We start from the raw sequence: 21,214 nt of genomic DNA, 5'->3' as shown, positions 1-21,214 counted from the left end.
GCGAAGGTTGTGTTCGGAGGTAAACCTACCGGCTCACCGTGCGTCGTTCGCTGCGCATGGCTCAACGGCCGTCAAGAAGAGGCTGCGACGGGTCCCAGCGTGGCCCGCCCTGAGCGTCTTTGCGGCGTCTGGCCATGGCCGAGAGTGCCTCAAGAATAACGCGGTTCCCGAGGAACGCGGTGATGTCGGCGTGGTCGTACGGCGGCGAGACCTCGACCACCTCCATCCCGGCCACGGGCAGTTCGTAGCAGATCCGGCGCACGGCGTCGAGGAGCTGCCTGGCCGACAGGCCGCCGGGCTCGGGCGTGCCCGTGCCGGGGGCGTGCCCGGGGTCGCAGACGTCGATGTCCACCGACAGGAAGACCTGGTCGCACTCGTCGAGCGCGATCCCGAACGACTCCGTCAGGCACTCCTCCAGCCCGCGCGTCACGATCTCGGTCATCTCGTACGAGCGCATGCGCTGCGCCGCCATCCAGTCGAGCGTCTCGGGCTCGGGCCAGTAGCCGCGCAGCCCGATCTGCAGGAACCGGTCGCCCCGGATGGCGCCGGACTCGATGAGCCGCCGCATCGGCTGGCCGTGCCCGTGCAGGTGGCCGAACTCGATGTCGCCGGTGTCGGCGTGCGCATCAAAGTGGATCATCGAGGTGCGGCCCGGCCGGTACGCCCTGGCGGTGCCCCGCGCGTCCGGCAGCGCGACGGTGTGGTCGCCGCCAAGGACCACCGGCACGGCCCCGGAGGAGGCGATCCGGTGGACCGCGTCCTCGATGGCGGCCAGCGAGCCCTCGACGTCGCCGGAGTAGCACTCGACGTCGCCCGCGTCGAGCACCCGCAGGTCGCGCAGGGCGTCGACGCGCAGGGCGAGGCTCGGACGGGACCCGTTGTGCGGCAGGTAGCAGGTCTGGCGCAGCGCCATCGGCCCGAACCTGGCGCCCGGCCGGTTGGAGGTGCCCCCGTCGAAGGGCGCACCGATGATCACCACGTCGGCGCCGGCGTAGCTGGCCGGGTCGGCGACGTCGCAGCGGTCCACGCCGAGGAACGTGATGTCAGGGCCGAACATGGGACCGTACCGGGACACTGCTCACCTCACGTGCTGTTTCGAGTGTCCCCCATCATCACACGGGCCTCATCACACGGGCTTTTCCGTGACCCCCGCCGAGTCGAACGTCGCCACGTCGTGCATCACCCGTACGGCCGCGCACACCAGCGGGTGCGCGAGCAGGCCGCCGGTGCCCTCGCCGAGCCGCAGCTCCAGGTCCACCAGCGGGCGCAGCCCGAGGTGGTCGAGCGCGGCGGCGTGGCCGGGCTCGGCCGAGCGGTGGCCGGCCACGCAGTGACCGCTGACCTGGGGGTCGAGGGCGGCGGCGACCAGGGCGGCCGAGCCGGCGATGACACCGTCGAGGATCACCGGCACCCGGTTCGCCGCGCCGCACAGCACGAAGCCCGCGATGGCCGCGTGCTCGAAGCCGCCCACGGCGGCCAGCGCGCGCAGGGCGTCGCTCGGCCCGGCGCCGCCGGGCAGGCCGTTCACCCGCAGCGCCTCGCGGACGACCTCCACCTTGTGGTCGTAGGTCGCGTCGTCGATCCCGGTGCCCCTGCCGGTCACCTCGGCCGGGTCCTTGCCGGTGAACACGGAGATCAGCGCGGCCGAGGCGGTGGTGTTGGCGATGCCCATGTCGCCGGTGATCAGGCAGCGGGCGCCCTTGTCGATCAGCTCCTGCGCCACGGCGATGCCCGCCTCCAGCGCCCTGACGGCCTGGTCGACGCTCATGGCCGGGCCGCGCGACAGGTCGGCGGTGCCGTACGCGACCTTCCGCTTGACCAGGTCGGGGGCGTCGGGCAGGTCGGTGGCGACACCGACGTCCACCACCGTCACGGACGCGCCCACCTGGGCGGCGAAGGCGTTGGCGACCGCGCCACCGGCCAGGAAGTTGGCGACCATCTGGGTCGTGACCTCCTGCGGCCACGGGCTGACGCCCTGCGCGTGCACGCCGTGGTCGGCCGCGAAGATGGCCAGGGCGGCGGGCTCGGGCATGGGCGGCGGGCAGACGCCCGCAGCGCCCGCCAGGCGCACGGCCACCTCCTCCAGAGCCCCGAGCGCGCCGCGCGGCTTGGTGAGCCGGTCCTGGTGGGCGCGGGCCTCGGCGAGCGCCTCGGGGTCGGCGGGACGGATGGCCGCCAGGGTCTCGGCGAGCACGGACACCTCCACTTGGTGGACGAACTGGAGCGTTAGTGAACGAGCTGGAGCTTTGCTGGACGAGCTGAAGGGTCAGTGGACGAGCTGGAGCGCTTCCTCGTACCGGTCGATCACGACGTCGGCCAGCGTCTCGCAGTCGCCGATCACCTCGGCGCAGCGGATGTCGAGGTCGGGGTGGCCCGCGCCGTACGCCAGGGCCTGCGCCCACACGCGCTCCAGCAGGCCGCCCGCGAACAGCAGGTACGGCACCACGATCACCCGCTTGGCGCCCAGCCGGCGGCAGCGTTCGAGCCCGCCGGGCACGCCGGGCGGCGTCACCGAGACGAACGCGGTCTCGACGGTCATGTAGTCGTAGGCGTGCGTCTCCCAGAACAGCCGCGACACCCGGTGGATCTCGGCGTTGGCGGCCGCGTCGGTCGAGCCCTCGCCGACCAGCACGACCGCCGTCTCGCCCGGCTCGACCTGGCCGGGGACGTCGTCGAGGGCCGGGGTGTCGACGGCGCGCAGCCGGGGCCGGGCGCCGACCAGCTCAAGGGGGCGCGGCCTGGACATCTCGGCGGCGGCCTCGCCGAGCCGGTCGGCCAGCAGCGCCAGCACGCGCGGGTCGGGGCCGAGGGGGCGGCCGTAGTCGTACATGAGGGTGGGGTGGCGCTGCTGTTCGAGCGCCATCGCGGCGGGGAAGTCCGCATCCGCCCTGCTGAGGCTGAGCGGCAGCGCGACCAGACGGTGGTGGCCGCGCGCCATCAGGGACGCCACGGAGTCGCTCAGGCGCGGCGTGGCGCGTTCCAGGTAGCCGCCGGAGACGTCGACGGCCGTGTGGTCGAGGCGGCAGCGCAGCCGGTGGACGAACCTGCCGAACTCCGCGGCGTAGGCGTCATCGTTCGAGCCCTGCCCGATCAGCAGGAGCGGCGGCTTCATTGAGGGATCTCCGGTGCGTAGACAAAGTCACGCGAGGATAACCGATACGTGCCCGTGGGGGACAGGTCACGCTGCGTGCGCGGGCCTGGCGTGCACGACGAAGACGGCATCCGCCGCGGTCAGACGGTGGGAACCGCCGGCTCCAGGCGTCAGCGCGGACGCCTGGATCCGCGTGCCCTCGCCACGGTAACCGAGCTCGCGCAGCAGCTCCAGCACGGCCGCCGCCCGCTCGGCCGTGCCGAGCGCGCACACCAGCGCGCGGGGGCCGCGGGCGGCGCACGCCGCGAGCACGTCGTCACCGCCCCCGCCGACGAAGACGGCGTCGGGGTCGGGCAGCGGTTCGAGCGCGGCGGGCGCCTGCCCCCTGGTCAGGGCGACCTTGACGCCGTGGGCCAGCACGTTGGCGCGCAGCCGCGCGCAGGCGGACTGGTCGCGTTCGACCGCCACGACGGCCGCGCCCAGCCTGGCGCACTCGACGGCGATCCCGCCCTCGCCCGCGCCGACGTCCCAGACCAGGTCGCCGAGCCGGGGACCCAGCTTGGCCAGGACGAACGCCCGCACCTCGGCGGGCAGCCCGCTCTCCCACGGCAGCGCCCACTCCGCCGGGCCGGGTTGCGCCCCGGCCACCCAGCCCGGCTGCCCGGGCCGGTGCAGCGGGTCGATGACGAGGACCACGTCGGGGTCCTTCCACGGCCGGGTGGTGGCCTCGCCCATGCGGCTGTGCGTGACGCGCTGTCCCGGGCCGCCGAGGTCCTCGCAGACGATCAGGGCGCGCGGCGTGGTCGGCGCCAGCTCCCTGGCGATCTCGGCGGGGCCGACGCCGGGCGCGACGAGCAGCGCGACCTTGGGATGGGCGCGGCAGGCGTTCACCACGCGGGCGAGCCGGCCGGGGCCGGAGGGGGCGACGACGAGGGCGTCCTCCCAGTTGAGCCCGGCGCAGGCGAAGGCGCGGCTGATCAGCGAGGTGGCCGGCAGGACGTCCGGCCGCAGGCCGTGCGCCCGTAATGTGCGGACGACTCCGAAGAAGCCGGGATCGCCCTCGGCGACCACGACGGCCGGGCCCCGGTCCTGCCCGAGATGGCCGTCGAGGGCCTGGAGCATGTCACCGTCGTCCGCGGCGCGTCCGTCGAGCCCGAGCCGGCCGAGAATGGCGGCGGGGCCCACGACGAGCTCCGCCTCACGCAGCCTGCCCGCGGCCCCGGCCGGCAGCTCGACCCCGTCCCAGCCGACAACCGTGATCATTCAGCCTCACCGTCCTCATCCCCAGGGTGACGGTTCCCGCCGGGTTTCACCATGGCCCGGCGAGGCCAGTCCGCTGTGCCCTCAGGCCAGGTCGGACGGGACCAGGCTGTAGACGACCAGGTCCTCGCCGTCGAGCGCGGCGCGGGCCACGCCCTCGCGGGTGAAGCCGGCCTTCTCCGCCACGCGTTGCGAGGCCGGGTTCGACACCGCGGCCCGCAGTTGCAGCCGGCGGAAGCCGTGCCGCTCGAACAGCCAGCGGGCGATCGCCGTCACGGCCTCGCCCGCGTAGCCCCGGCCGCGGGCCCAGGGCGCGGTCATGTAGCCGACCTCGGCCGTACGGTTGCGCCAGTCGAGGTCCCTGAGGTCCACGTTGGCCACGAAACGGGTGGTGGTGAACTCCTCCACGGCGAACGCGATGCCCGCGCCCCTCATCCGCATCCGTTCGCAGATGTCGACGAACGCGCGGGCGTGCTCCTCGGTGTAGCCGCGGGGGACGCCGGTCCTGGCCTGGGTGAGCGGGTCGGCGCCGGTGGCGGCCAGGCCGGGCACGTCGGCGAGGACGGGCTGCCGCAGCAGCAGCCGGGGCGTGCGCAGCTCGGTCTTCGGCAGGGCGGGCGCGGGCTCGCCGGAGTCCTCGCGCAGCAGGCCGAGGACGACCAGGTCGTGCGGGCCGTCCTCCTCCAGCACGGCGTCACGCAGCACGCCTTCCCAGGTGAAGCCCGCTTTCAGCGCGACGCGCAGAGAGGCCGGGTTGTCCAGGTTCGCGGTGAGGTCCACCCTGCGCAGGGCGGTGGTGGCGAACACCCAGGCGGTCAGGGCGCGGACGGCCTCGGTGGCGTAGCCGCGGCCCCGGTACGCCGGGTGGACGCCGTAGCCGACCTCGGTGGTGCCGGCCGTCCACGACGTCCTGAACAGGCTGATGGCGCCCACGATGCGGTCGTCGGCCTCGGTCATGGCCAGGTGCAGGCCCTGCTGCGACCGGTACAGCTCGTGCACGCCGTGCGCGAGCCACTGGCCGACGCCGGAGGGGTGGACGGGCGCGCCCGGCGGGAGGAAGCGGTCGCCGGGTTCCGCCGTCTCCACCACCGACCGGACGCGGGCGGCGTCATGGGGGCCGAACGGCCGCAGCACGAGCCGTCCGGCGGCGATGCGCGCATCGGGATCGAACACGTGCGCACCCTACACACTCACGATGTTTGCCCACGAAAGCGGGGGTAGGGGCCGATTCGAGAGGAGTGAGGGAACTATGGAACGTGGGAGCGACAAGCACGGTCCGCGCCTGGACGATCAGCAGAAGCACGAGACCGAGGGCATGGTCCGCGGCGGCGGCAGCACGCACGCCGAGGAGTGGAAGGAGACCGAGTCCATGCCCGCGCCCGGCGAGGAGTCATCGCAGTCGTACCCCCCAGGACACGAGCCCGGCACCCCCCATGGCATCACCCAGCGCGGCGTCGACATCCGCAGCGACCTGGCCAAATGGCTCAGCGACACCCCTTGGCCCGCCTCCAAGGACGACCTGCTCCAGCACGCCGAGGACGTGGACGCCCCCGACCAGGTGGCCGACATGGTGCGATCACTTCCCGACCGCCGTTTTGTGAACATCGCCGACGTGGCCAAGGCGCTCGGCCTCGGCATCGAAGATCGGAGGTGGTGACCTGTGCGTCTCGACTTCATCAGGCCGCTGTACGAGCGGCGGGGCCCGTACGCCTCGGTCTATCTCGGCGCGCTCACCGAGCCGCAGCGGGAGACGCACTGGCACAGCGTGCGTGACCAGCTCGACGGGACCGACCCCGAGACCATCGACGCCCTGGAGGTGGCCGCCAACCGGCCGGCGCCCGGCCAGGCGCTGTTCGCCACGCACGGCGCGGTGGTGCTGGCCGAGCCGCTGGCGCGGGCGCCGTACGAGCTGGCGACCGTGTCGCCGCTGCCGCACGTCACGCCGATGCTGAGGCAGCGCGGCGAGAACGTGCCGCACCTGCGGGTCATCGTGGACCACGCCGGGGCCGAGCTGTCGGTGTTCGGCGGCGGCGCGCCGCGCACGACCACCGTGGAGGCGGCCGACTGGCCGCTGCAGAAGACCGCCCAGGGCGGCTGGTCGCAGAAGCGGTACGAGCGGGGCGCCGAGGAGACGTGGGAGAAGAACGCGGTCGCCGTCGCCCGCGAGATCGACGAGCAGGTGCGCAGGATCGGCGCCGAGCTGATCATCGTGGCCGGCGAGCCGAAGTCGCGTTCCTACCTGCTGCAACATCTCAGCACCAAGTCCGCCGACCGGGTGATGATGGTCGAGCACGGCAGCCGCTCCGACCACGGCCAGTTCGAGGCCGACGTCGAGCGCGCGCTGGACGACTGGCTCGAACGCCGCCGCGCCGAGCTGCTCGACCGCCATCGCGAGTCCTCGGGCCCGGCCGGCCTGTCGCAGGTCGCGCACGCCCTGCGCGAGGGCCGGGTGCACGCGGTGCTCATGCCGGCCCAGCTCGACCGGACCGTGTGGACCGGCGAGGGCGGCACCCAGCTCTCCACCGACCGGGGCGAGCTGCGGCGCTGGGGCGTCGAGCAGCCCGTCGAGGAGCGCGCGGACTCGGCCGTGGTCAGGGCCGCCGCCATGACCGACGCCGAACTGTGGTTCACCGACGACGTGCAGGACGTGGCGGCCGTCCTCAGGTACTGACGGCCCCGGACGTGACGGCCCTGCTCAGGTACTGACGACCCTGGACGTGGCGGCCCTGCTCAGGTGCTGATGATCACTTCGAGGGTCCGGGGGCCGTGCACGCCCTCGACCCGGTTCAGCTCGATGTCGCTGGTCGCCGACGGCCCGCTGATCCAGGTGAGCGGGCGGGCCGGGTCGAGCCTGGCCACCGCCTCGGGCACGCCCGCCACGATCTGGTCGGCGCGCACCACGCACACGTGGTGGTCGGGGATCAGCGTCTGCGCCCTGGCGCCCTGGCCTGGCCCGTGGTCGAGGACGATGGTCCCGGTCTCGGCGACGGCCACCGCGCAGGCGGTGATCACCCCGTCGGCGGCGTCGAGCGTGTCCCAGCGCCGGTCGGTCCCGGCCTCCGGGCTGCTCGGGGCGGCCCAGGCGAAGCCGTCCGGGACGATCATGCGGCGGCCGGCGGCCAGCTCGGCCAGCTTGCCGGGCACGTCCGCGTCGGGCAGCACGTGCACGACGGCCCGGTAGTCGCGCACCCGCTCGGCGAACAGGCCCACCACGTCGTCCACGTCCGGGCGGGTGCGGTAGTGCCGGGCGACCTCCGGCTCGGGCGCGTCCGCGACCGCCTTCCTGACCTTGGCCAGGATCTCCTCACGCGCGCCCATCGTTGCGCTCCCACCAGTCTCTGAAGGATTCTTCCGGGATCTCCGGCACGTCCCGGGTGTCGGTCCAGGCCGCCAGCGGGCCGGGCAGCCGCCGTCTGGGCACCAGCCTGCGCAGCCGGCCGGCCAGCCGCTGCGCCCTGGCCAGCCGGGCCTGGTCGGCCAGCACCCAGCCGGCGGCCTTCATGCCCGCGCGCTCGGCCGCCGCGTGCGGCGCCTTGGCCCGCAGGTCCACCAGCACCTCGGGGATGTCGATGGCCACCGGGCAGACCTCCAGGCAGGCCCCGCACAGGCTGGAGGCGAACGGCAGCGAGGCGTCCAGGTCCGAGGACATGCCCCTGAGCTGCGGGGTGAGGATGGCGCCGATCGGCCCGGGATAGACCGAGCCGTACGCGTGGCCGCCCGCGCGTTCGTAGACCGGGCACACGTTCAGGCAGGCCGAGCAGCGGATGCAGCGCAGCGCCTGGCGGCCGACCTCGTCGGCGAGCACGTCGGTGCGGCCGTTGTCGAGCAGCACCAGGTGGAAGTCCTGGCCCTCGGTGGCGCCGGTCCAGGTGCTGGTGTACGGATTCATCCGCTCACCTGTGGAGCTGCGCGGAAGAAGCTGGAGGAAGACCTCCAGATCCCGCCAGGTCGGCAGGAGCTTCTCGATGCCGACGACGCTGATGAGCGTCTCGGGGAGGGTCAGGCACATGCGGCCGTTGCCCTCCGACTCCAGCACGACCAGCGTGCCGGTCTCGGCGATCATGAAGTTCGCCCCGGAGACGGCGACCTTGCTCCGGAGGAAGCGTTCGCGCAGGTGGAGCCGGGCGGCCTCGGCCAGGGCGGGCGGCTCGTCGGTGAGGCCGTCGGGCACGCCGGGCATGCGGTCGAGGAAGATCTCGCGGATCTCCGACCGGTTGCGGTGGATCGCGGGGACCAGGATGTGGCTGGGGAAGTCGTCCCCGAGCTGCACGATCAGCTCGGCCAGGTCCGTCTCGTACGCGGTGATGCCGCGCCGGGCCAGCGCCTCGTTGAGCCCGATCTCCTGGGTGGCCATCGACTTGACCTTGACCACCTCGGTCTCGCCGGTGGCCGCGACCAGGTCGCCGACGATGCGGTTGGCCTCCTCGGCGTCCCTGGCCCAGTGGACGGTGCCGCCCGCCCGCCGGACGGCCTCCTCCATCTGGAGGAGGTAGCGGTCGAGGTGGCGGAGCGTGTGATCCTTGACGGCCTTGCCGGCCGCGCGCAGCTCGGCCCAGTCGGGCAGCTCGCCGACGACGCCGGCGCGCTTGCCGCGAATGGTGTGCGTGGCTTTCCGGAGGTTGAACCGCAGTTGCGAGTCCTCCACGGCTTTCGCCGCATTTTTCGGGAAATTTCCGGGCATGCCGAGGAATGTCGCGCTCATCGGGTCTCCTCCGTGGCTGCGAGGATCTCCGCGAGGTGCATCGTCCTGACCCCCGTCTTCTGGCGGCTCAGGGTGCCGCCGATGTGCATCAGGCACGAGTTGTCGGCCGCGCAGATGACCTCGGCGCCCGTGTCGAGGATGCCGCGCACCTTGTCGGCCCCCATGGCGGCCGACACCGCCGGGTTCTTGACCGCGAACGTGCCGCCGAAGCCGCAGCACTCCTCCGCGCCGGGCAGCGGCACGAGCTCCAGACCTCGGACCTTCCGCAGCAGCCGGGTGGGCCGGTCGCCCAGGTGCAGCCCGCGCAGCGAATGGCACGTCGGGTGATATGTCACCCGGTGCGGGAAATATGCGCCAACGTCGTCGACTTTCAGGACGTCCAGCAGGAACTCGCTCAGCTCGTACACCTTGGGCACGACCTCGGCCACGGCCGCCGCGCCCCTGCTGCCCGGCCGCACCAGCTTCGGGTACTGCTCGCGCACCATGGCCGCGCACGACCCGGACGGCGCCACGACGGCGTCGTACCCGGCGAACACCTCGGTGAACTTCCTGGCCAGCCGCACGCCCTCCGCCCGGTAACCGGTGTTGACGTGCATCTGCCCGCAGCACGTCTGGGCGACGGGGAAGTCCACGTCGCAGCCCAACCTGCGCAGCAGCGACACGACGGCCTTGCCGGTGCCCGGGAAGAGCGTGTCGTTCACGCACGTGATGAACAGGGCGACTCGCACGACTCTCCCAACGAATGGTCCGACCACTGTATGGTCAGACCATACCTAACCACACTGTTCCGGGCCAGCACCGGGGAGGCATCGGTGAAACGCACACGGGCGTTCGAGGACGTGCTCGCCCAGATCGAACGGCGCATCGCCGAGGACGGCCTGACCGTGGGCGACCGGCTGCCCGGCGAACGCCAGCTCGCCGAGCAACTGGGCGTCGGCCGCTCGTCGGTACGGGAGGCGCTGCGCGTCCTGGAGACCCTGGGCGTGGTGTCCTCGCAGGTGGGACGCGGTCCGGACGCGGGAGCCGTACTGACCTCGCGGCCCGACACGGCGCTCACCGACCTGCTCCGGCTCAACCTGGGCCTGGCCACCCTGGAGCAGCGCGAGGTCGTCGACACCCGGCTGATGATCGAACGCTGGTCGGCCGCGCAGGCGGCGGCGACCGGAGCCGGCGTCGCGGAGCTGGCCGCCGCGATCGAGGGCATGGACCGGGCGGCCACCGCCGAGGAGTTCGTGGAGCACGACACCGCCTTCCACTGCGCCATCGCGGACGCCTCCGGCAACCGGCTCATCGCCGCCATCATGCGCTCACTCCGGGACGCGATGCGCAGGAACGCCATCGAAGCGGTCGAACGCCTCGGCGACCCGTCCGTGCTGCGCGCCGACCACGAGCGCATCCGCGCGGCCATCGCGGCGGGCGACCCGGAGGAGGCCCAGCAGGCGGTTACCGACCACCTGGCGCACGCCTACCCCGCACTGTTCCCCGGTCACTGACGCGCGTCGGCCTCCAGGCACGCCGCCCCCGAGCAGGCCCGCATCGCCTGGAGCCGGGCGTCGAGGCCGGCCAGCAGCGCCGGGTCGGCGGTGGCCGCGAGGTTGTCGAGCTGGTACGGGTCGGCGGCCAGGTCGTAGAGCTGCCGCTCCCCCGTGTCGAACCTGACGTAGGTGTAACGCTCGGTGCGCAGCGCCTGGTAGGAGGGCACCGGGGTCTGGGCCGCCGACGACCGGTTGACCGGCCTGTTGAACTCGACCAGCACGTTCTTGCGCCACTGGGCCGGCGGGCTGCCGCGCAGCAGCGGCACCAGCGAGCGCCCCTCGCTGAACGCCGGCACGGTGGCGCCGCCCAGCGCGGCGATCGTCGGCGCGATGTCGACGGTCGCGCCGAGCTGCCCGATCGTGGCCCCCGCCCGGATCCCCGGCCCGCGCACCACGAACGGAACCTTGATCGCCTCCTCGAACGGCGTCGTCTTGCCCTGGGGAAGCCGGTGGGTGCCCAGATGGAAGCCGTTGTCGGAGGTGAAGATGATGTAGGTGTTGTCGAGCTTGCCGGACGCCTGCAGCGCCTCGATCACCGAGCGGACCAGGTCGTCGACCCCCAGCATCGAGCGCAGCCGCCTGCGGTGGCGCTCGTCGACCCGGTCGATGTCCTCCTGCGTCAGCGAGGGCAGGGAGCGCAGCCACAGCGGCTCCTTGCTCACGTCGGCCTGGTTGAACGACGGCGTGCGCGGCGCGGTGACCTCGGGGAGGTCGGCGACGTGCCGGACCGCCGGGTTGGCCGGGTTGTGCGGGCCGATGGGCGTCAGGTAGAGGAAGAACGGCTCGTCGGCGCCGGTGATGAAGTCGCGGGCCTTGCCGGCCAGCACGTCGGACAGGTAGTCCTCCTCCGACCAGCCGTAGTCGTACAGGTCGCCGTTCTCGTTGAGGCGGTAGCCGTACTCCTCGTAGAGCTTGCGGACCGGGACGTCCCATTCGTCCCAGCCGGGCGGCACGTAGGCGGCGTCGGCGGTGGCGCCGGGATAGTGGTTGAGGAACTTGCCCATCAGCGCGGTGCGGTAGCCGGCCTGCTGCATCCAGGTGCCGATCGTGGAACGTTCCAGATCGAGGGAATGGAAGCGGTCGAACCCCCCTTCGGGGGCGGTGTTGGTCAGGACGCCGTGGCTGTGGACGTACTGGGAGCGCAGGATCGACGTGCGCGAGGGGCAGCACCAGGAGTTCGTCACGAAGAAGCGGCTGAAGGAGGTGCCCTTCGCCACCAGCTCCGCGTTGATGGCCGGGAAGTAGGGCAGCGTGCCGCTCTCCAGGTCGTCGGCCATCACGAACACGATGTTCGGCCGCGAGGCGCTCACGGCCATCGTCGGCTCGGTCGCCGGCGACAGCAGGAGCAGCAGGCAGAAGAGACGGCAGAGACTCTTGAGCACAATGTCTGATCTCCCCGGGAGATCACGCATTGACACTGCGGCCTCGGTAATGGAACTTTATTCCGGAGGTGCGTATGAAGCTCGGCCTGAACCTCGGTTACTGGCAGCGCGACGCCGACGACGCCACGGAGACCGTCCTCGCCGCCGAACGTCTCGGCTACGACTCGGTGTGGACCGCCGAGGCGTACGGCAGCGACGTGTTCACCCCGCTGGCCTGGTACGGCGCGCGGACGAGCCGGATCAAGCTGGGCACGTCGGTGGCGCAGATCTCGGCCCGCCCGCCGGTCACGACCGCGATGACCGCGATGACGCTCGACCATCTGACCGGCGGCCGGCTGCTGCTCGGCATCGGCGCCTCCGGCCCGCAGGTCGTGGAGGGCTGGTACGGGCAGCCGTTCGCCAGGCCCCTGGCCAGGACCCGCGAGTACGTCGAGATCATGCGCCGCGTGTGGCGCCGCGAGGAGCCCGTGACCAGCGACGGCGACCACTACCCGCTGCCCCTGGCGGGCGGCCTGGGCAAGCCGCTCAAGCTCATCACCCACCCGCTGCGCCGCGACATCCCCGTCTACCTCGGCGCGGAGGGGCCGAAGAACGTCGCCCTGGCCGCCGAGATCGCGCAGGGCTGGCTGCCGCTGTTCGCCTTCCCCGGCAAGATCGAGGAGATGTACGGCGACGCGCTGGCGGGCCGCGACCCCGGCTTCGAGATCGCCGCCATGGTGATGGTCGTCATCTCCGACGATGTCAGGGCCGCCCTCGACGGCGTCAAGATGATGCTCACGCTCTACATCGGCGGCATGGGCGCCAAGCAGCGCAACTTCCACGCCGACATCATCGGCCGCATGGGCTTCGCCGCGGCGGCCGAGCACATCCAGGCGCTCTATCTGGCCGGCCGCAAGGACGAGGCGTTCCGGGCGATCCCCGACGAGCTGGCCGACGGCATCTCGCTCGTCGGCCCGCCCGGCCGGATCAAGGAGCGGCTCGAACTGTGGCACAAGAGCCCGGTCACCAGCCTGCTGGTGATGGGACCGCGCGACGAGCAGTCGCTGCGCACGGTCCGCGACCTCGTGCTCGGCTGACAGTGCCGGATCGGAACGGCCCCGGCCGGGCGGCTAGTCCGGCCGGGGCGCCGGGTCGTCGGTCACCGAGCGCAGCAGCGGCCTGCTCAGCGCGCCCGCGCCGATCACGCCCGCGAATCCGGCGCCCACGCAGACCAGCAGCGTGACCACGCCGCTCGTGCTCACTCCGCCGATCATGAACGGCAACGCGCAGAACGCGCCCACCAGGATCGCGCCGCCGCCCATCACGGCCATCGGGATCAGCGTCTCGGCCCGCCGGGCCCGGTCCAGGACCTCCAGGGGCGTGCCCGCCAGCCGCAGCAGCGCGTACGTCTGCCGCCGGTCCAGCACCGAGGACGCCGCGGTGATGCCCGCGCTGGCGATCGCCACCAGGAACGACACCGACAGCACCACGATCGTGCCCACCCGCACGTCGGCCAGGATCTGCAGGCCGAAGCGCTGGTCGTCGGTCTTCGTCGTCGGGGTGCGCCCCGGCACGAGGTCGCTCAGCGCGGTGCGCGCCCGGTCGACCACGACGTCGTCGGCGCCGCTGCCGAGCGCCGCGACCACGGTGTGCTTGACGGTCTTCACCGTGGCCGTGACGCCCGCCCGCGCGAGCCGGTCGCGGGCCTGGTCGGCCACCTTCGCCGTCTCCCCCATCGGCGCCACGACGCTGAGCTGGGCGGGCCCGGCGTCCCCGCCGAACGCGCCGGGGCTGAGCAGGCCGAGGAACCCGGCCACGAAGCCGGTCAGGGCCACGCCGCTGACGGTCCGCCAGGCCGAGCGCGGATCGTCCACCAGCCTGCGGGCCGCCAGCAGCCGCGCGGGCCGGCGCGCGGTCCTGGCGGCGACCTTGCCGATGAGGCCGACCACCCACGGTCCGGCCAGGTTCAGGCACAGGAACGCCAGCCCGAGCGCCACGGCCACGATCGCCACGCTGGTCCCCCTGGTGAGCAGCGGGAACGCGGCCAGCACCGCGAGCAGCGCGAGCACGCGGACGAACCGCATGCCGGGCGGCGTCTCCCGCTTGGCCACGCCGAGCGGGCTGACCACGACCCGGCGCAGCCCGACCACCGCCGACAGCCCCACCAGCAGCGGCACCGCGACCAGCACGCCGGCCAGGATCAGCAGGTTCGGGAACAGGTCGGCGACGAACCAGGTGCCGCCCTGGATCGGGATGCGCGCCAGCAGCGGCACGGCCGCCCCGAACGCGACGGCCCCGGCCAGGGCCCCGGCGAAGGCGACCAGCACGGCCTCGGCCACCGTCATGCCGACCACCTGGCCCGGCGTCGCGCCGACCAGCCTGAGCGCGGCCAGCCGCTGGTCGCGCCGGGCGACGGTGAGCCTGGCCGCCGCGCCGCCGAACACCAGCAGCGGCACCACCATGAGCACGCTGGCGATCAGCGCCAGCACCTGGTACGCCTCGGCGTCCTCGCTGGGCGTGCCCGCCAGGGTCGCGACCTTGACCGGCGGCTTGCCGAGGATCCAGTCGTCGCTGCGCTCGGCGGTCATCGCGGGCGCGTCCGGCGCGTGGCCGACCACCGCGACCAGCTCCTCGGGCTGGACCAGCGCCTCCTCGCCCAGCACGCCCTTCACCGCCGGATAGCGCTTGGCCAGCCGGTCGGCGGGCAGTTTCGCGGCCAGCTCGGACAGCGCGGGCGACAGCCACACCTCGCCGGGGGCCGGGAAGCGCGGCATGCCGGGCGGGGCGGGCGCCCCCGGCTTGAGCGCGGCCAGGTCGACGACGGTGATCGCCTGGTCGCCCACGTAGTCGAAGCGGGTGGCCTCGACGGCCACCGCGTCCTTCTGGGCCGCCGCCACGGGGTTGCGCCAGGCGCTGCGCTCGGCCCTGGCGCCGAAGGCGACGTTCGCGGCGACGGCGAACAGCAGCAGCGCCGTGGCCACCGCGACCGCGCCGAAGGTGAGCCAGGTGCCCAGCATGCCCCTGCGTCCGCCGCCCTTGAGCAGCCGCCAGGTCAGGTCGAGGTTCACGCGGTCACCCCGTGGGCGAGCAGGCGGCCGTCGCGGACCTCGACCGTGCGGTCGCACCAGGCGGCCACGTTGGGGTCGTGCGTGACGACGATCAGGCAGGCCCCGTTGTGCCTGGTCGCCTCGGTGAGCAGGCGCATGGTGTCCTGGCCGGTCTGCTGGTCGAGCGCGCCGGTCGGCTCGTCGGCGAAGACCACGGCCGGCTTGCTCACCAGCGCCCTGGCGATGGCCACGCGCTGGGCCTGGCCGCCGGACAGCTCGCCGGGCCGCCGGGTCTCCATCTGGTGCAGGCCGAGCAGCGGGAACCACTCGCGGGCCTGCCGTACGGCCTGGGCGCGCGGCACGCCCCCCAGCATGAGCGGGAGCGCCACGTTCTCCTCGGCGGGCAGCTCCGGCAGGAGCTGGCCGAACTGGAAGACGAAGCCGAAGCGGGTGCGGCGCAGGGCGCTGCGCTGGCGCTCGCCCATGGCGTCGATGCGCTGGCCCAGCAGGTGGACCTCGCCGTCGTCCGGCTTCATGATCCCGGCCAGGCAGTGGAGGAGGGTCGACTTGCCGGAACCGCTCGGGCCCATGATGGCCACGGCCTCTCCCGCCCGTACCGTGATGTCCACGCCGCCCAGGGCGACCGTCTGCCCGAACCGCTTGGCCAGGGCTCGTCCAACAAGCACGTCGTTCATGGGCTCCAGCCTTGCGGGACAGGGGGTGCCGGCGGATCGGCCGTGCGTCCATTTCGGCCTCGGCCGAACGGCTGATCCTTAGAGTTGAGCCGTGACTATTCGGGTTCTCATCGCCGACGACCAGCAGCTGGTGCGCACCGGCTTCCAAATGATCTTGGACGCTCAACCGGACATGGAGGTCGTGGCCGCCGTGGCCGACGGCGCCGAGGCCGTGGCCGAGGCCAGGCGGCTTCGTCCGGACGTGTGCCTGCTCGACATCAGGATGCCCAAGCTCGACGGGCTGGAGGTGACCCGCGTGCTGGCCGGGCCGGGCGTGGAGAACCCGATGCGGGTGGTCATCGTCACCACCTTCGACCTCGACGAGTACGTCTACGGCGCGCTGCGCGCCGGGGCCACCGGCTTCCTGCTCAAGGACAGCGGCCCCACGCTGCTCATCGAGGCGGTCAGGGCCGCCGCCGGTGGCGACGCGCTGGTGTCGCCCTCGGTCACCGTGCGGCTGCTTCAGCACCTGACCCAGCCCAGGCGGGCGGCCGAGCCGCCGAACGGCCCGCTGACCGACCGCGAGCTCGACGTCGTGCGCCTGGTGGCCAGGGGACGCACCAACCAGGAGGTGGCCGCCGAGCTGTTCGTGTCGCTGTCGACGGTGAAGACGCACCTGGGCAGCATCCAGGCGAAACTCGGTGTCCGCAATCGGGTGGGAATCGCGGCTTGGGCGTGGGAATCCGGCGTGGTGAGCTGATTAACAGCGGTGCTCACGGGATACAAGTGAGTCAGAACCTCAGCGCATGGCCCGGGGGGAGAACATCGTGCGCTACGCCCAGGCACCGCCAACCAAAGCTGCTTCCGCCGTATATGTGACGCTTGCCGCGCAGGTCCTCTCCCTGGGCGCCCTCGTGGTCTTCGAGCGGTCCCGCGGCCGTCATCTCGCCGTCCAGCTCGCCGCGTTCGGCGGCCGTCCCCACGGGGCGCAGGCGGAGGCGGTCGTGGGGGCGGTGACGATGTTCGCGGTGCTGATGATGCTGGTCGCGGGCACCTCCGTCGCCGCCGGGGCCGCCTACGTGACCTGGCTGGTGCGCGCCCGTCAGGTGAAGGACCGTTCCAGCCCCACCGGGCCGGTCGCGGCCGCCTGGCTGATCCCCGTCGTCAACCTGGTCGCGCCCGCGCTGCTGGTCGACGACATCTGGCGGCGGGCCAAGCCGCCGTCCGGGCGGCGCGGGCGGTGGCTCGTGCTGCTGACGGCGTGGTGGCTGAGCTGGCTGGGCATGCTGACGCTGGTGACGGTCCGCCTCCCGCTGGAGTCCTCCTCCGACGGGCTGACCGGGGTGGGGGTGCTGGAGCTGGGCGGCGCGGTGGTGGCGGCCCTGCTGTGCGCCGCCACCGTCCGCGAGGTCACCCGCGTCCAGCGGCTCGACGTGGCCGGACGGCTGCGCGCGGCGGTCGCCGACTCCACGCCCGGCCCCGAGGTCGTGACCCGGCTGACCACCCGGCCCGCCCAGGGCTCGGCCCCGTTCGGCCACACCGGCTGACGACCGCCCGAGGCCCCGGGCACAGGGTCAGGCCCCCGGGCCGCCGGGCAGCGGGTCAGGCCGCCGTCGGGCCGGAGCTGCCGGGGCTGGCGTGCCAGAGCTGCCGGGGCGGGGCGGCGATGGCGGGGCCGAGGTCGGAGTAGGGCGAGAGCCGGAAGCCGTTGGCGTACTCGATCCTGCGTCCGCCGACGCCGGGCCGCTCGTCGGGGGCCCGGTCGAGCAGGGCGCGGACGGCCTCGACGCCCTCCGCCCGCCACAGCGCGTCCAGGTCGGTCAGGTTCCAGCAGTCGACGGCGCGCATGGAGACCGCGCGGGCCCCCGTACGGCGCACCACGCCCCTGGCCAGCATGAGCCACGAGCCGAACACCGTCGCCGCGCACCTGCCCTGCACCGACTCGAAGAAGGTCAGGTCGACCGGCCCGGTCGAGTCGTCGAGGGTGGTGAAGATGACCCGCTGCCCCGAGCGCACGGCGGGCGTCTGGGTGGCCACCTTCACCCCCGCGACCAGCACCTCCGCGCCGTTGCGCTGGGCGAGCAGGTCCTTGGAGCGCACCACCCCGAGCGCGTCGAGCAGCTCGTCGTGGAAGCTGATGACGTGCCGGCTGACGTCGATGCCGAGGATCTCCAGCTCGGCCTCGACCATCTCCGTCTCCGTCATCTCGGGCAGCTCGCCGGGCGGCAGGTGCTCGCCGAAGCCGAGCGGCAACTGCGTGGACGGCGGCTCGGCCCGGGGACGCGGCGGCGCCGCGGTGTAACGCCTGGACCGGGGCGCGGCCGAGCGCACCCCGATCGACGACGCCCGCTCCAGCGCCCCCACCTGGGCGATCAGGTCGCGCCGGGTCAGCTCGCCCGGACGCCACCGGGGGCCGCCGGGACGCAGCCCGTGCAGCGCGTCGAGGCCGCCGACCTGGACGATGCGCTCGATGGTCGGGCGCGAGGGCCTGGCCCGGTCCCAGAAGTCGGCCAGCGACGTGTACGGCTGCCCGGCCACCATGCGCTCGACCTCGGCCTCGCTCACCCCCTTGATCGCCGAGAACGGCACCCGCAGCGCGTAACCGCGGCCGATCTCCCCGATCCTGAACTCCTGCCGCACCGGACGCCGCTCCTCCCCCAGCTCCGACGGGCTCACCCGCAGCCGCAGCGGCGGGCGCGGGCCGAGCCGTTCCACCCGCCAGTCCCTGCCGGACCCGTTGACGTCGAGCGGCAGGATCTCGACCCCGCACTGCCGGGCCTCGTCGATGATGACGCGCGGCGGGTACATGCCGGGCTCGTGGGTGAGCACCCCGGCGAAGAACGCCGCCGCGTGGTGCCGCTTGAGCCAGGCCGACTGGTAGGTGGGCAGCGCGAACGCCGCGGCGTGCGCCTTGCAGAACCCGAAGGCGCCGAACGCGTCGAGCACCTTCCAGGCCCGCTCCACCGCCGCGTCGCCGAACCCGTTGGCCCTGGCCAGCGGCACGAACGCCTTGCGCACCCGCTCCCGGCCCTCCGCCGTGCCGAGGGTGCGCCGCAGGGTCTCGGCGAAGGACAGGTCGCGTCCCGTCATCACCGAGATGATCTTCAGTACCTGCTCGTGGAAGACGACCACGCCGTGCGTCTCCTTCAGCGCCTCGCGCAGCCGGGCGTGCGGGTAGTACGGCTGCCGCCACCCGTGCCTGGCCTCCAGGTAGGGGGTGACCATGTCGGAGTTGACCGGCCCCGGCCGGAACAGGGAGATGTCCACGATCAGGTCGTGCATCCGGCGCGGCTCCAGCTTGGCCACCAGCTCCCGCTGGCCCGGCGACTCGATCTGGAAGCAGCCGAGCGTGCGGCTGGCGCAGATCATGTCGTAGGTCTCCTGGTCGTCGTGCGGGACGTACTCGACGCCGGGGTCGTCGCCGGCCTGCTCGTCCAGCCTGACCTCGATGTCGTCCACGCGTTTGATCTCGCTCAGCGTGTACGCCATGGCCGACTGCATCCGCACGCCCAGCACGTCCAGCTTGAGCAGGCCGGCCTCCTCCACGTCGTCCTTGTCGAACTGGGACATCGGGAACTCCAGCAGGCTGCGTTCCACCGGCGTCCTGTCGCGCAGGCCCGAGTTGCCGACCAGCACGCCGCACGGGTGCAGCGCGATGTGCCTGGGCAGGCCGTCGAGCTTCTCGGCCAGCCGGAACACCCGGTCGAGCCCGGCCTCGCCGAGCCGGCTCTCGCGCAGCTCGGGCAGGTCGGCCAGGGACGCGGTGATCTGCCTGGCCCTGATGTGCGGGAACGCCTTGGCGATGGCGTCGATCTCGTGCGGCGGCAGGCCCATCGCGCCGGCGACGTCCCTGATGGCGCTGCGCGCGCGGTAGGTCTCCATCATGGACACGCAGGCCACGCGGGCCTCGCCGTAGCGTTCGAAGATGGCCTTGTAGCAGTCGAGCCGGCGGGCCGACTCCACGTCCACGTCGATGTCGGGCAGGCCGACGCGGCCCTCCGACAGGAATCGCTCCATGAGCAGGCCGTGTTCGAGCGGGTTCACCTCGCCGATGCCGATGAGGTAGTTGACCAGGCTGCCGGCGCCCGAGCCGCGGATGGCGCAGCGGATGTCCATGCCGCGGATCATGTCGGTGATGCCGGCCACGGCGATGAAGTACCCCGACAGGCGCTTGCGCTCGATGACGTCCAGCTCGGCCCGCAGGCGTTCCCTGGCCTGCGCCGAGCGGTCGAGGCCGCGCCTGACCAGGCCGTCCTCGACGCGGTTGCGCAGCAGCGGCACCGGGTCGCGGCCGACCTCGGGCAGGTTGAGGTCGGGCGGGTCGTTCCTGAGCGCCAGCAGCCGCAGCGGGTCCATCGAGCACGCCTCGGCCAGGCGCCTGGTGGTGGACAGCAGCCGGGCCACCCGCTCCCGGTCGGCGCCGCAGACCTTGGCCGCCACCTGCCACATCTCCTTGGTGCTCTTGAGGTAGGCGTGCGAGGTGGTGCTCTCCAGGTGCCGGGGGTGCAGCGGGACGAGCCGGCGGGCCGCGTCGAGCACGTCGCCGACCTGGTGGTCGGCCGGGTCGAGGTAGCGGACGGCGTTGGTCAGCACGGCCGGCACGCCGGCGGACTCGGCCAGGCCGAGCATGCGGACGGCCGTGGTGGCGTCGCGGAAGCCGTACTGGTCGACCAGTTCGATCACCACGCCGGGGACGGCCGCGCGCCACCGGCCGAGCAGCGTCCTGGCCTGCTCGTCGCGGCGTTCGGCGATCGCCCGGCCGACGTCGGAGCGCGGCCCGAGCAGCACCACGAGCCCGTCCTCTGCGCCGAACCCGTGGTCGCCGCCCGCCGGCCCGGCCCAGGCGCCGACCAGCTCGCGGGTCACCTTGGGCGCGCCGCGCTCGCCGGCGGCGTGCGCGGCGGTGACCAGGCGGCACAGCCGCGACCAGCCGCCGGAGCGGGCCAGCACGGTGACCCGGTCCTCGGCGTCCGGCCCGGTCCTGGGCCGCGGCGCGCGCATGCCGGGCGCCGCCGGGACGGCCGGGACATCGAGCGCCAGGTTCACGCCGACCACGGGGGCGATCCCGGCGTCCGCGCACGCCTGGACGTGCTTGACCGCGCCGTAGAGCCCGTCGCGGTCGGTCAGCGCGAGGATGTCCATGCCGTGTTCGGCGGCCCGTTCCACCAGGGCGTGCGGGAAGGCGGTGCCGTACCTCATGGAGTAGGCCGAGGCCACGTCGAGGTGCGGGAACGGGGGCGCCATCAGTCCCACGCCCGCAGCAGCAGCCAGCCGTCGCCGGCGGTGTCGTAGCGCAGCTCGTACGAGCCGACCTCGCGCCCCGGGCTCGCCTCCACCCGCCAGAAGCGGCGCTCGCCGGGGTCGCCCTCGCCGGTCTTCCACCACTCGCGCGCCACGACCCAGTGGTCGAGCACGTTGCGGACGAGGTAGAGCCGGTCGCGCCAGACGAACTGGGTCGGCTCGCCGTCTCTGGTCCACACCTCTATCGGATCGCCATAGAGTCTGCTCAAGACGCTTCTCCCCGCGGCTCTGGTTCCTTTGCTG

General features: G+C 73.2%; 19 protein-coding genes. 6 read left to right on the top strand and 13 right to left on the bottom strand.

Annotated elements, in window-relative coordinates:
• Positions 1-61: 61 nt before the first annotated feature.
• The 5 genes from speB to ACIBQ8_RS31670 all read right to left on the bottom strand — a co-directional run bounded on the left by speB (position 62) and on the right by ACIBQ8_RS31670 (position 5,524).
• Complete coding sequence (speB, locus tag ACIBQ8_RS31690) at positions 62-1,075, bottom strand: agmatinase (protein ID WP_397193699.1); 1,014 nt, start codon at positions 1,073-1,075, stop codon at positions 62-64.
• 51 nt (positions 1,076-1,126) lie between these two features.
• Positions 1,127-2,194: a nicotinate-nucleotide--dimethylbenzimidazole phosphoribosyltransferase gene (gene cobT, locus ACIBQ8_RS31685; RefSeq protein WP_397193698.1), complete on the bottom strand. Its 1,068-nt coding sequence runs from the start codon at positions 2,192-2,194 to the stop codon at positions 1,127-1,129.
• Between the two features lie 72 nt (positions 2,195-2,266).
• Positions 2,267-3,112, bottom strand: a complete 846-nt coding sequence (locus tag ACIBQ8_RS31680) for a sirohydrochlorin chelatase (RefSeq protein WP_397179330.1) — start codon at positions 3,110-3,112, stop codon at positions 2,267-2,269.
• Between the two features lie 66 nt (positions 3,113-3,178).
• Positions 3,179-4,354, bottom strand: a complete 1,176-nt coding sequence (locus ACIBQ8_RS31675) for a precorrin-6Y C5,15-methyltransferase (decarboxylating) subunit CbiT (protein WP_397193697.1) — start codon at positions 4,352-4,354, stop codon at positions 3,179-3,181.
• Positions 4,355-4,435: 81 nt separating this feature from the next.
• Complete coding sequence (locus ACIBQ8_RS31670) at positions 4,436-5,524, bottom strand: GNAT family N-acetyltransferase (protein WP_397193696.1); 1,089 nt, start codon at positions 5,522-5,524, stop codon at positions 4,436-4,438.
• A 76-nt stretch (positions 5,525-5,600) separates the two neighbouring features.
• Between ACIBQ8_RS31670 and ACIBQ8_RS31665 the strand changes: the two genes are divergently transcribed.
• Together ACIBQ8_RS31665 and ACIBQ8_RS31660 are read left to right on the top strand one after the other, a co-directional pair.
• Positions 5,601-6,008 carry a DUF2795 domain-containing protein gene (locus ACIBQ8_RS31665; RefSeq protein ID WP_397179327.1) on the top strand — a complete coding sequence of 136 codons (408 nt, stop codon included), beginning with the start codon at positions 5,601-5,603 and terminating at the stop codon, positions 6,006-6,008.
• A gap of 3 nt (positions 6,009-6,011) precedes the next feature.
• Positions 6,012-7,022, top strand: a complete 1,011-nt coding sequence (locus ACIBQ8_RS31660) for a Vms1/Ankzf1 family peptidyl-tRNA hydrolase (RefSeq protein ID WP_397179326.1) — start codon at positions 6,012-6,014, stop codon at positions 7,020-7,022.
• Between the two features lie 59 nt (positions 7,023-7,081).
• Here the strand turns inward: ACIBQ8_RS31660 and ACIBQ8_RS31655 are convergent, their stop codons facing one another.
• Genes ACIBQ8_RS31655 through ACIBQ8_RS31645 form a run of 3 tightly spaced genes read right to left on the bottom strand, consistent with a single transcriptional unit; the run spans position 7,082 to position 9,781 of the window.
• A complete protein-coding gene (locus ACIBQ8_RS31655; protein WP_397179325.1) occupies positions 7,082-7,669 on the bottom strand; it encodes a lactate utilization protein C in 588 nt (195 codons plus the stop codon).
• Positions 7,656-9,053 carry a lactate utilization protein B gene (locus tag ACIBQ8_RS31650; RefSeq protein ID WP_397193695.1) on the bottom strand — a complete coding sequence of 466 codons (1,398 nt, stop codon included), beginning with the start codon at positions 9,051-9,053 and terminating at the stop codon, positions 7,656-7,658. The genes ACIBQ8_RS31655 and ACIBQ8_RS31650 overlap by 14 nt, the downstream gene beginning before the upstream one ends.
• Positions 9,050-9,781, bottom strand: a complete 732-nt coding sequence (locus ACIBQ8_RS31645; protein WP_352322455.1) for a (Fe-S)-binding protein — start codon at positions 9,779-9,781, stop codon at positions 9,050-9,052. The genes ACIBQ8_RS31650 and ACIBQ8_RS31645 overlap by 4 nt, the downstream gene beginning before the upstream one ends.
• A gap of 84 nt (positions 9,782-9,865) precedes the next feature.
• Between ACIBQ8_RS31645 and ACIBQ8_RS31640 the strand changes: the two genes are divergently transcribed.
• Positions 9,866-10,546: a FadR/GntR family transcriptional regulator gene (locus ACIBQ8_RS31640; protein ID WP_397193694.1), complete on the top strand. Its 681-nt coding sequence runs from the start codon at positions 9,866-9,868 to the stop codon at positions 10,544-10,546.
• Here the strand turns inward: ACIBQ8_RS31640 and ACIBQ8_RS31635 are convergent.
• Positions 10,540-11,970, bottom strand: a complete 1,431-nt coding sequence (locus tag ACIBQ8_RS31635; protein ID WP_397193693.1) for a sulfatase — start codon at positions 11,968-11,970, stop codon at positions 10,540-10,542. The two genes, ACIBQ8_RS31640 and ACIBQ8_RS31635, sit on opposite strands and share 7 nt — an antisense overlap.
• A 74-nt stretch (positions 11,971-12,044) precedes the next feature.
• On the opposite strand from ACIBQ8_RS31635, the gene ACIBQ8_RS31630 reads away from it, so the two are divergent.
• On the top strand, positions 12,045-13,046 hold the full coding sequence (locus tag ACIBQ8_RS31630; RefSeq protein WP_397193692.1) for an LLM class F420-dependent oxidoreductase: 1,002 nt from the start codon (positions 12,045-12,047) through the stop codon (positions 13,044-13,046).
• A 33-nt stretch (positions 13,047-13,079) separates the two neighbouring features.
• On the opposite strand, the gene ACIBQ8_RS31625 is transcribed toward ACIBQ8_RS31630, so the two are convergent.
• Positions 13,080-15,017 carry an FtsX-like permease family protein gene (locus ACIBQ8_RS31625; RefSeq protein ID WP_397193691.1) on the bottom strand — a complete coding sequence of 646 codons (1,938 nt, stop codon included), beginning with the start codon at positions 15,015-15,017 and terminating at the stop codon, positions 13,080-13,082.
• Positions 15,014-15,691, bottom strand: coding sequence for an ABC transporter ATP-binding protein (locus tag ACIBQ8_RS31620; protein ID WP_352323488.1), 678 nt, complete (start codon positions 15,689-15,691; stop codon positions 15,014-15,016). Before ACIBQ8_RS31620 ends, ACIBQ8_RS31625 begins: the two co-directional genes overlap by 4 nt.
• A gap of 91 nt (positions 15,692-15,782) precedes the next feature.
• On the opposite strand from ACIBQ8_RS31620, the gene ACIBQ8_RS31615 reads away from it, so the two are divergent.
• Together ACIBQ8_RS31615 and ACIBQ8_RS31610 are read left to right on the top strand one after the other, a co-directional pair.
• On the top strand, positions 15,783-16,430 hold the full coding sequence (locus ACIBQ8_RS31615) for a response regulator transcription factor (RefSeq protein ID WP_352323489.1): 648 nt from the start codon (positions 15,783-15,785) through the stop codon (positions 16,428-16,430).
• A 115-nt stretch (positions 16,431-16,545) separates the two neighbouring features.
• Positions 16,546-17,217: a DUF4328 domain-containing protein gene (locus ACIBQ8_RS31610; RefSeq protein ID WP_397193690.1), complete on the top strand. Its 672-nt coding sequence runs from the start codon at positions 16,546-16,548 to the stop codon at positions 17,215-17,217.
• A 55-nt stretch (positions 17,218-17,272) separates the two neighbouring features.
• Here ACIBQ8_RS31610 and ACIBQ8_RS31605 read toward each other — a convergent pair whose 3' ends face one another.
• On the bottom strand, positions 17,273-20,914 hold the full coding sequence (locus tag ACIBQ8_RS31605) for a DNA polymerase III subunit alpha (RefSeq protein ID WP_397179318.1): 3,642 nt from the start codon (positions 20,912-20,914) through the stop codon (positions 17,273-17,275).
• The gene (locus tag ACIBQ8_RS31600) at positions 20,914-21,180 is read right to left on the bottom strand and encodes a DUF6504 family protein (protein WP_352323492.1); all 267 of its coding nucleotides are present in this window, start codon (positions 21,178-21,180) and stop codon (positions 20,914-20,916) included. Before ACIBQ8_RS31600 ends, ACIBQ8_RS31605 begins: the two co-directional genes overlap by 1 nt.
• Between the last annotated feature and the right edge of the window lie 34 nt (positions 21,181-21,214).

The sequence above is a fragment of the Nonomuraea sp. NPDC049646 genome (assembly GCF_044465525.1).
GTDB lineage: Bacteria > Actinomycetota > Actinomycetes > Streptosporangiales > Streptosporangiaceae > Nonomuraea.
This window is presented reverse-complemented; position numbering and strand designations above follow the sequence as displayed.

What these genes read in the sequence shown, in the direction of transcription:
- ACIBQ8_RS31680 (WP_397179330.1), bottom strand. Translation starts at nt 3,112, where the DNA reads ATGAAGCCGCCGCTCCTGCTGATCGGGCAGGGCTCGAACGATGACGCC.
- ACIBQ8_RS31630 (WP_397193692.1), top strand. Translation starts at nt 12,045, where the DNA reads ATGAAGCTCGGCCTGAACCTCGGTTACTGGCAGCGCGACGCCGACGAC.
- ACIBQ8_RS31605 (WP_397179318.1), bottom strand. Translation starts at nt 20,914, where the DNA reads ATGGCGCCCCCGTTCCCGCACCTCGACGTGGCCTCGGCCTACTCCATG.
- ACIBQ8_RS31675 (WP_397193697.1), bottom strand. Translation starts at nt 4,354, where the DNA reads ATGATCACGGTTGTCGGCTGGGACGGGGTCGAGCTGCCGGCCGGGGCC.
- ACIBQ8_RS31665 (WP_397179327.1), top strand. Translation starts at nt 5,601, where the DNA reads ATGGAACGTGGGAGCGACAAGCACGGTCCGCGCCTGGACGATCAGCAG.
- ACIBQ8_RS31650 (WP_397193695.1), bottom strand. Translation starts at nt 9,053, where the DNA reads ATGAGCGCGACATTCCTCGGCATGCCCGGAAATTTCCCGAAAAATGCG.
- ACIBQ8_RS31620 (WP_352323488.1), bottom strand. Translation starts at nt 15,691, where the DNA reads ATGAACGACGTGCTTGTTGGACGAGCCCTGGCCAAGCGGTTCGGGCAG.
- ACIBQ8_RS31655 (WP_397179325.1), bottom strand. Translation starts at nt 7,669, where the DNA reads ATGGGCGCGCGTGAGGAGATCCTGGCCAAGGTCAGGAAGGCGGTCGCG.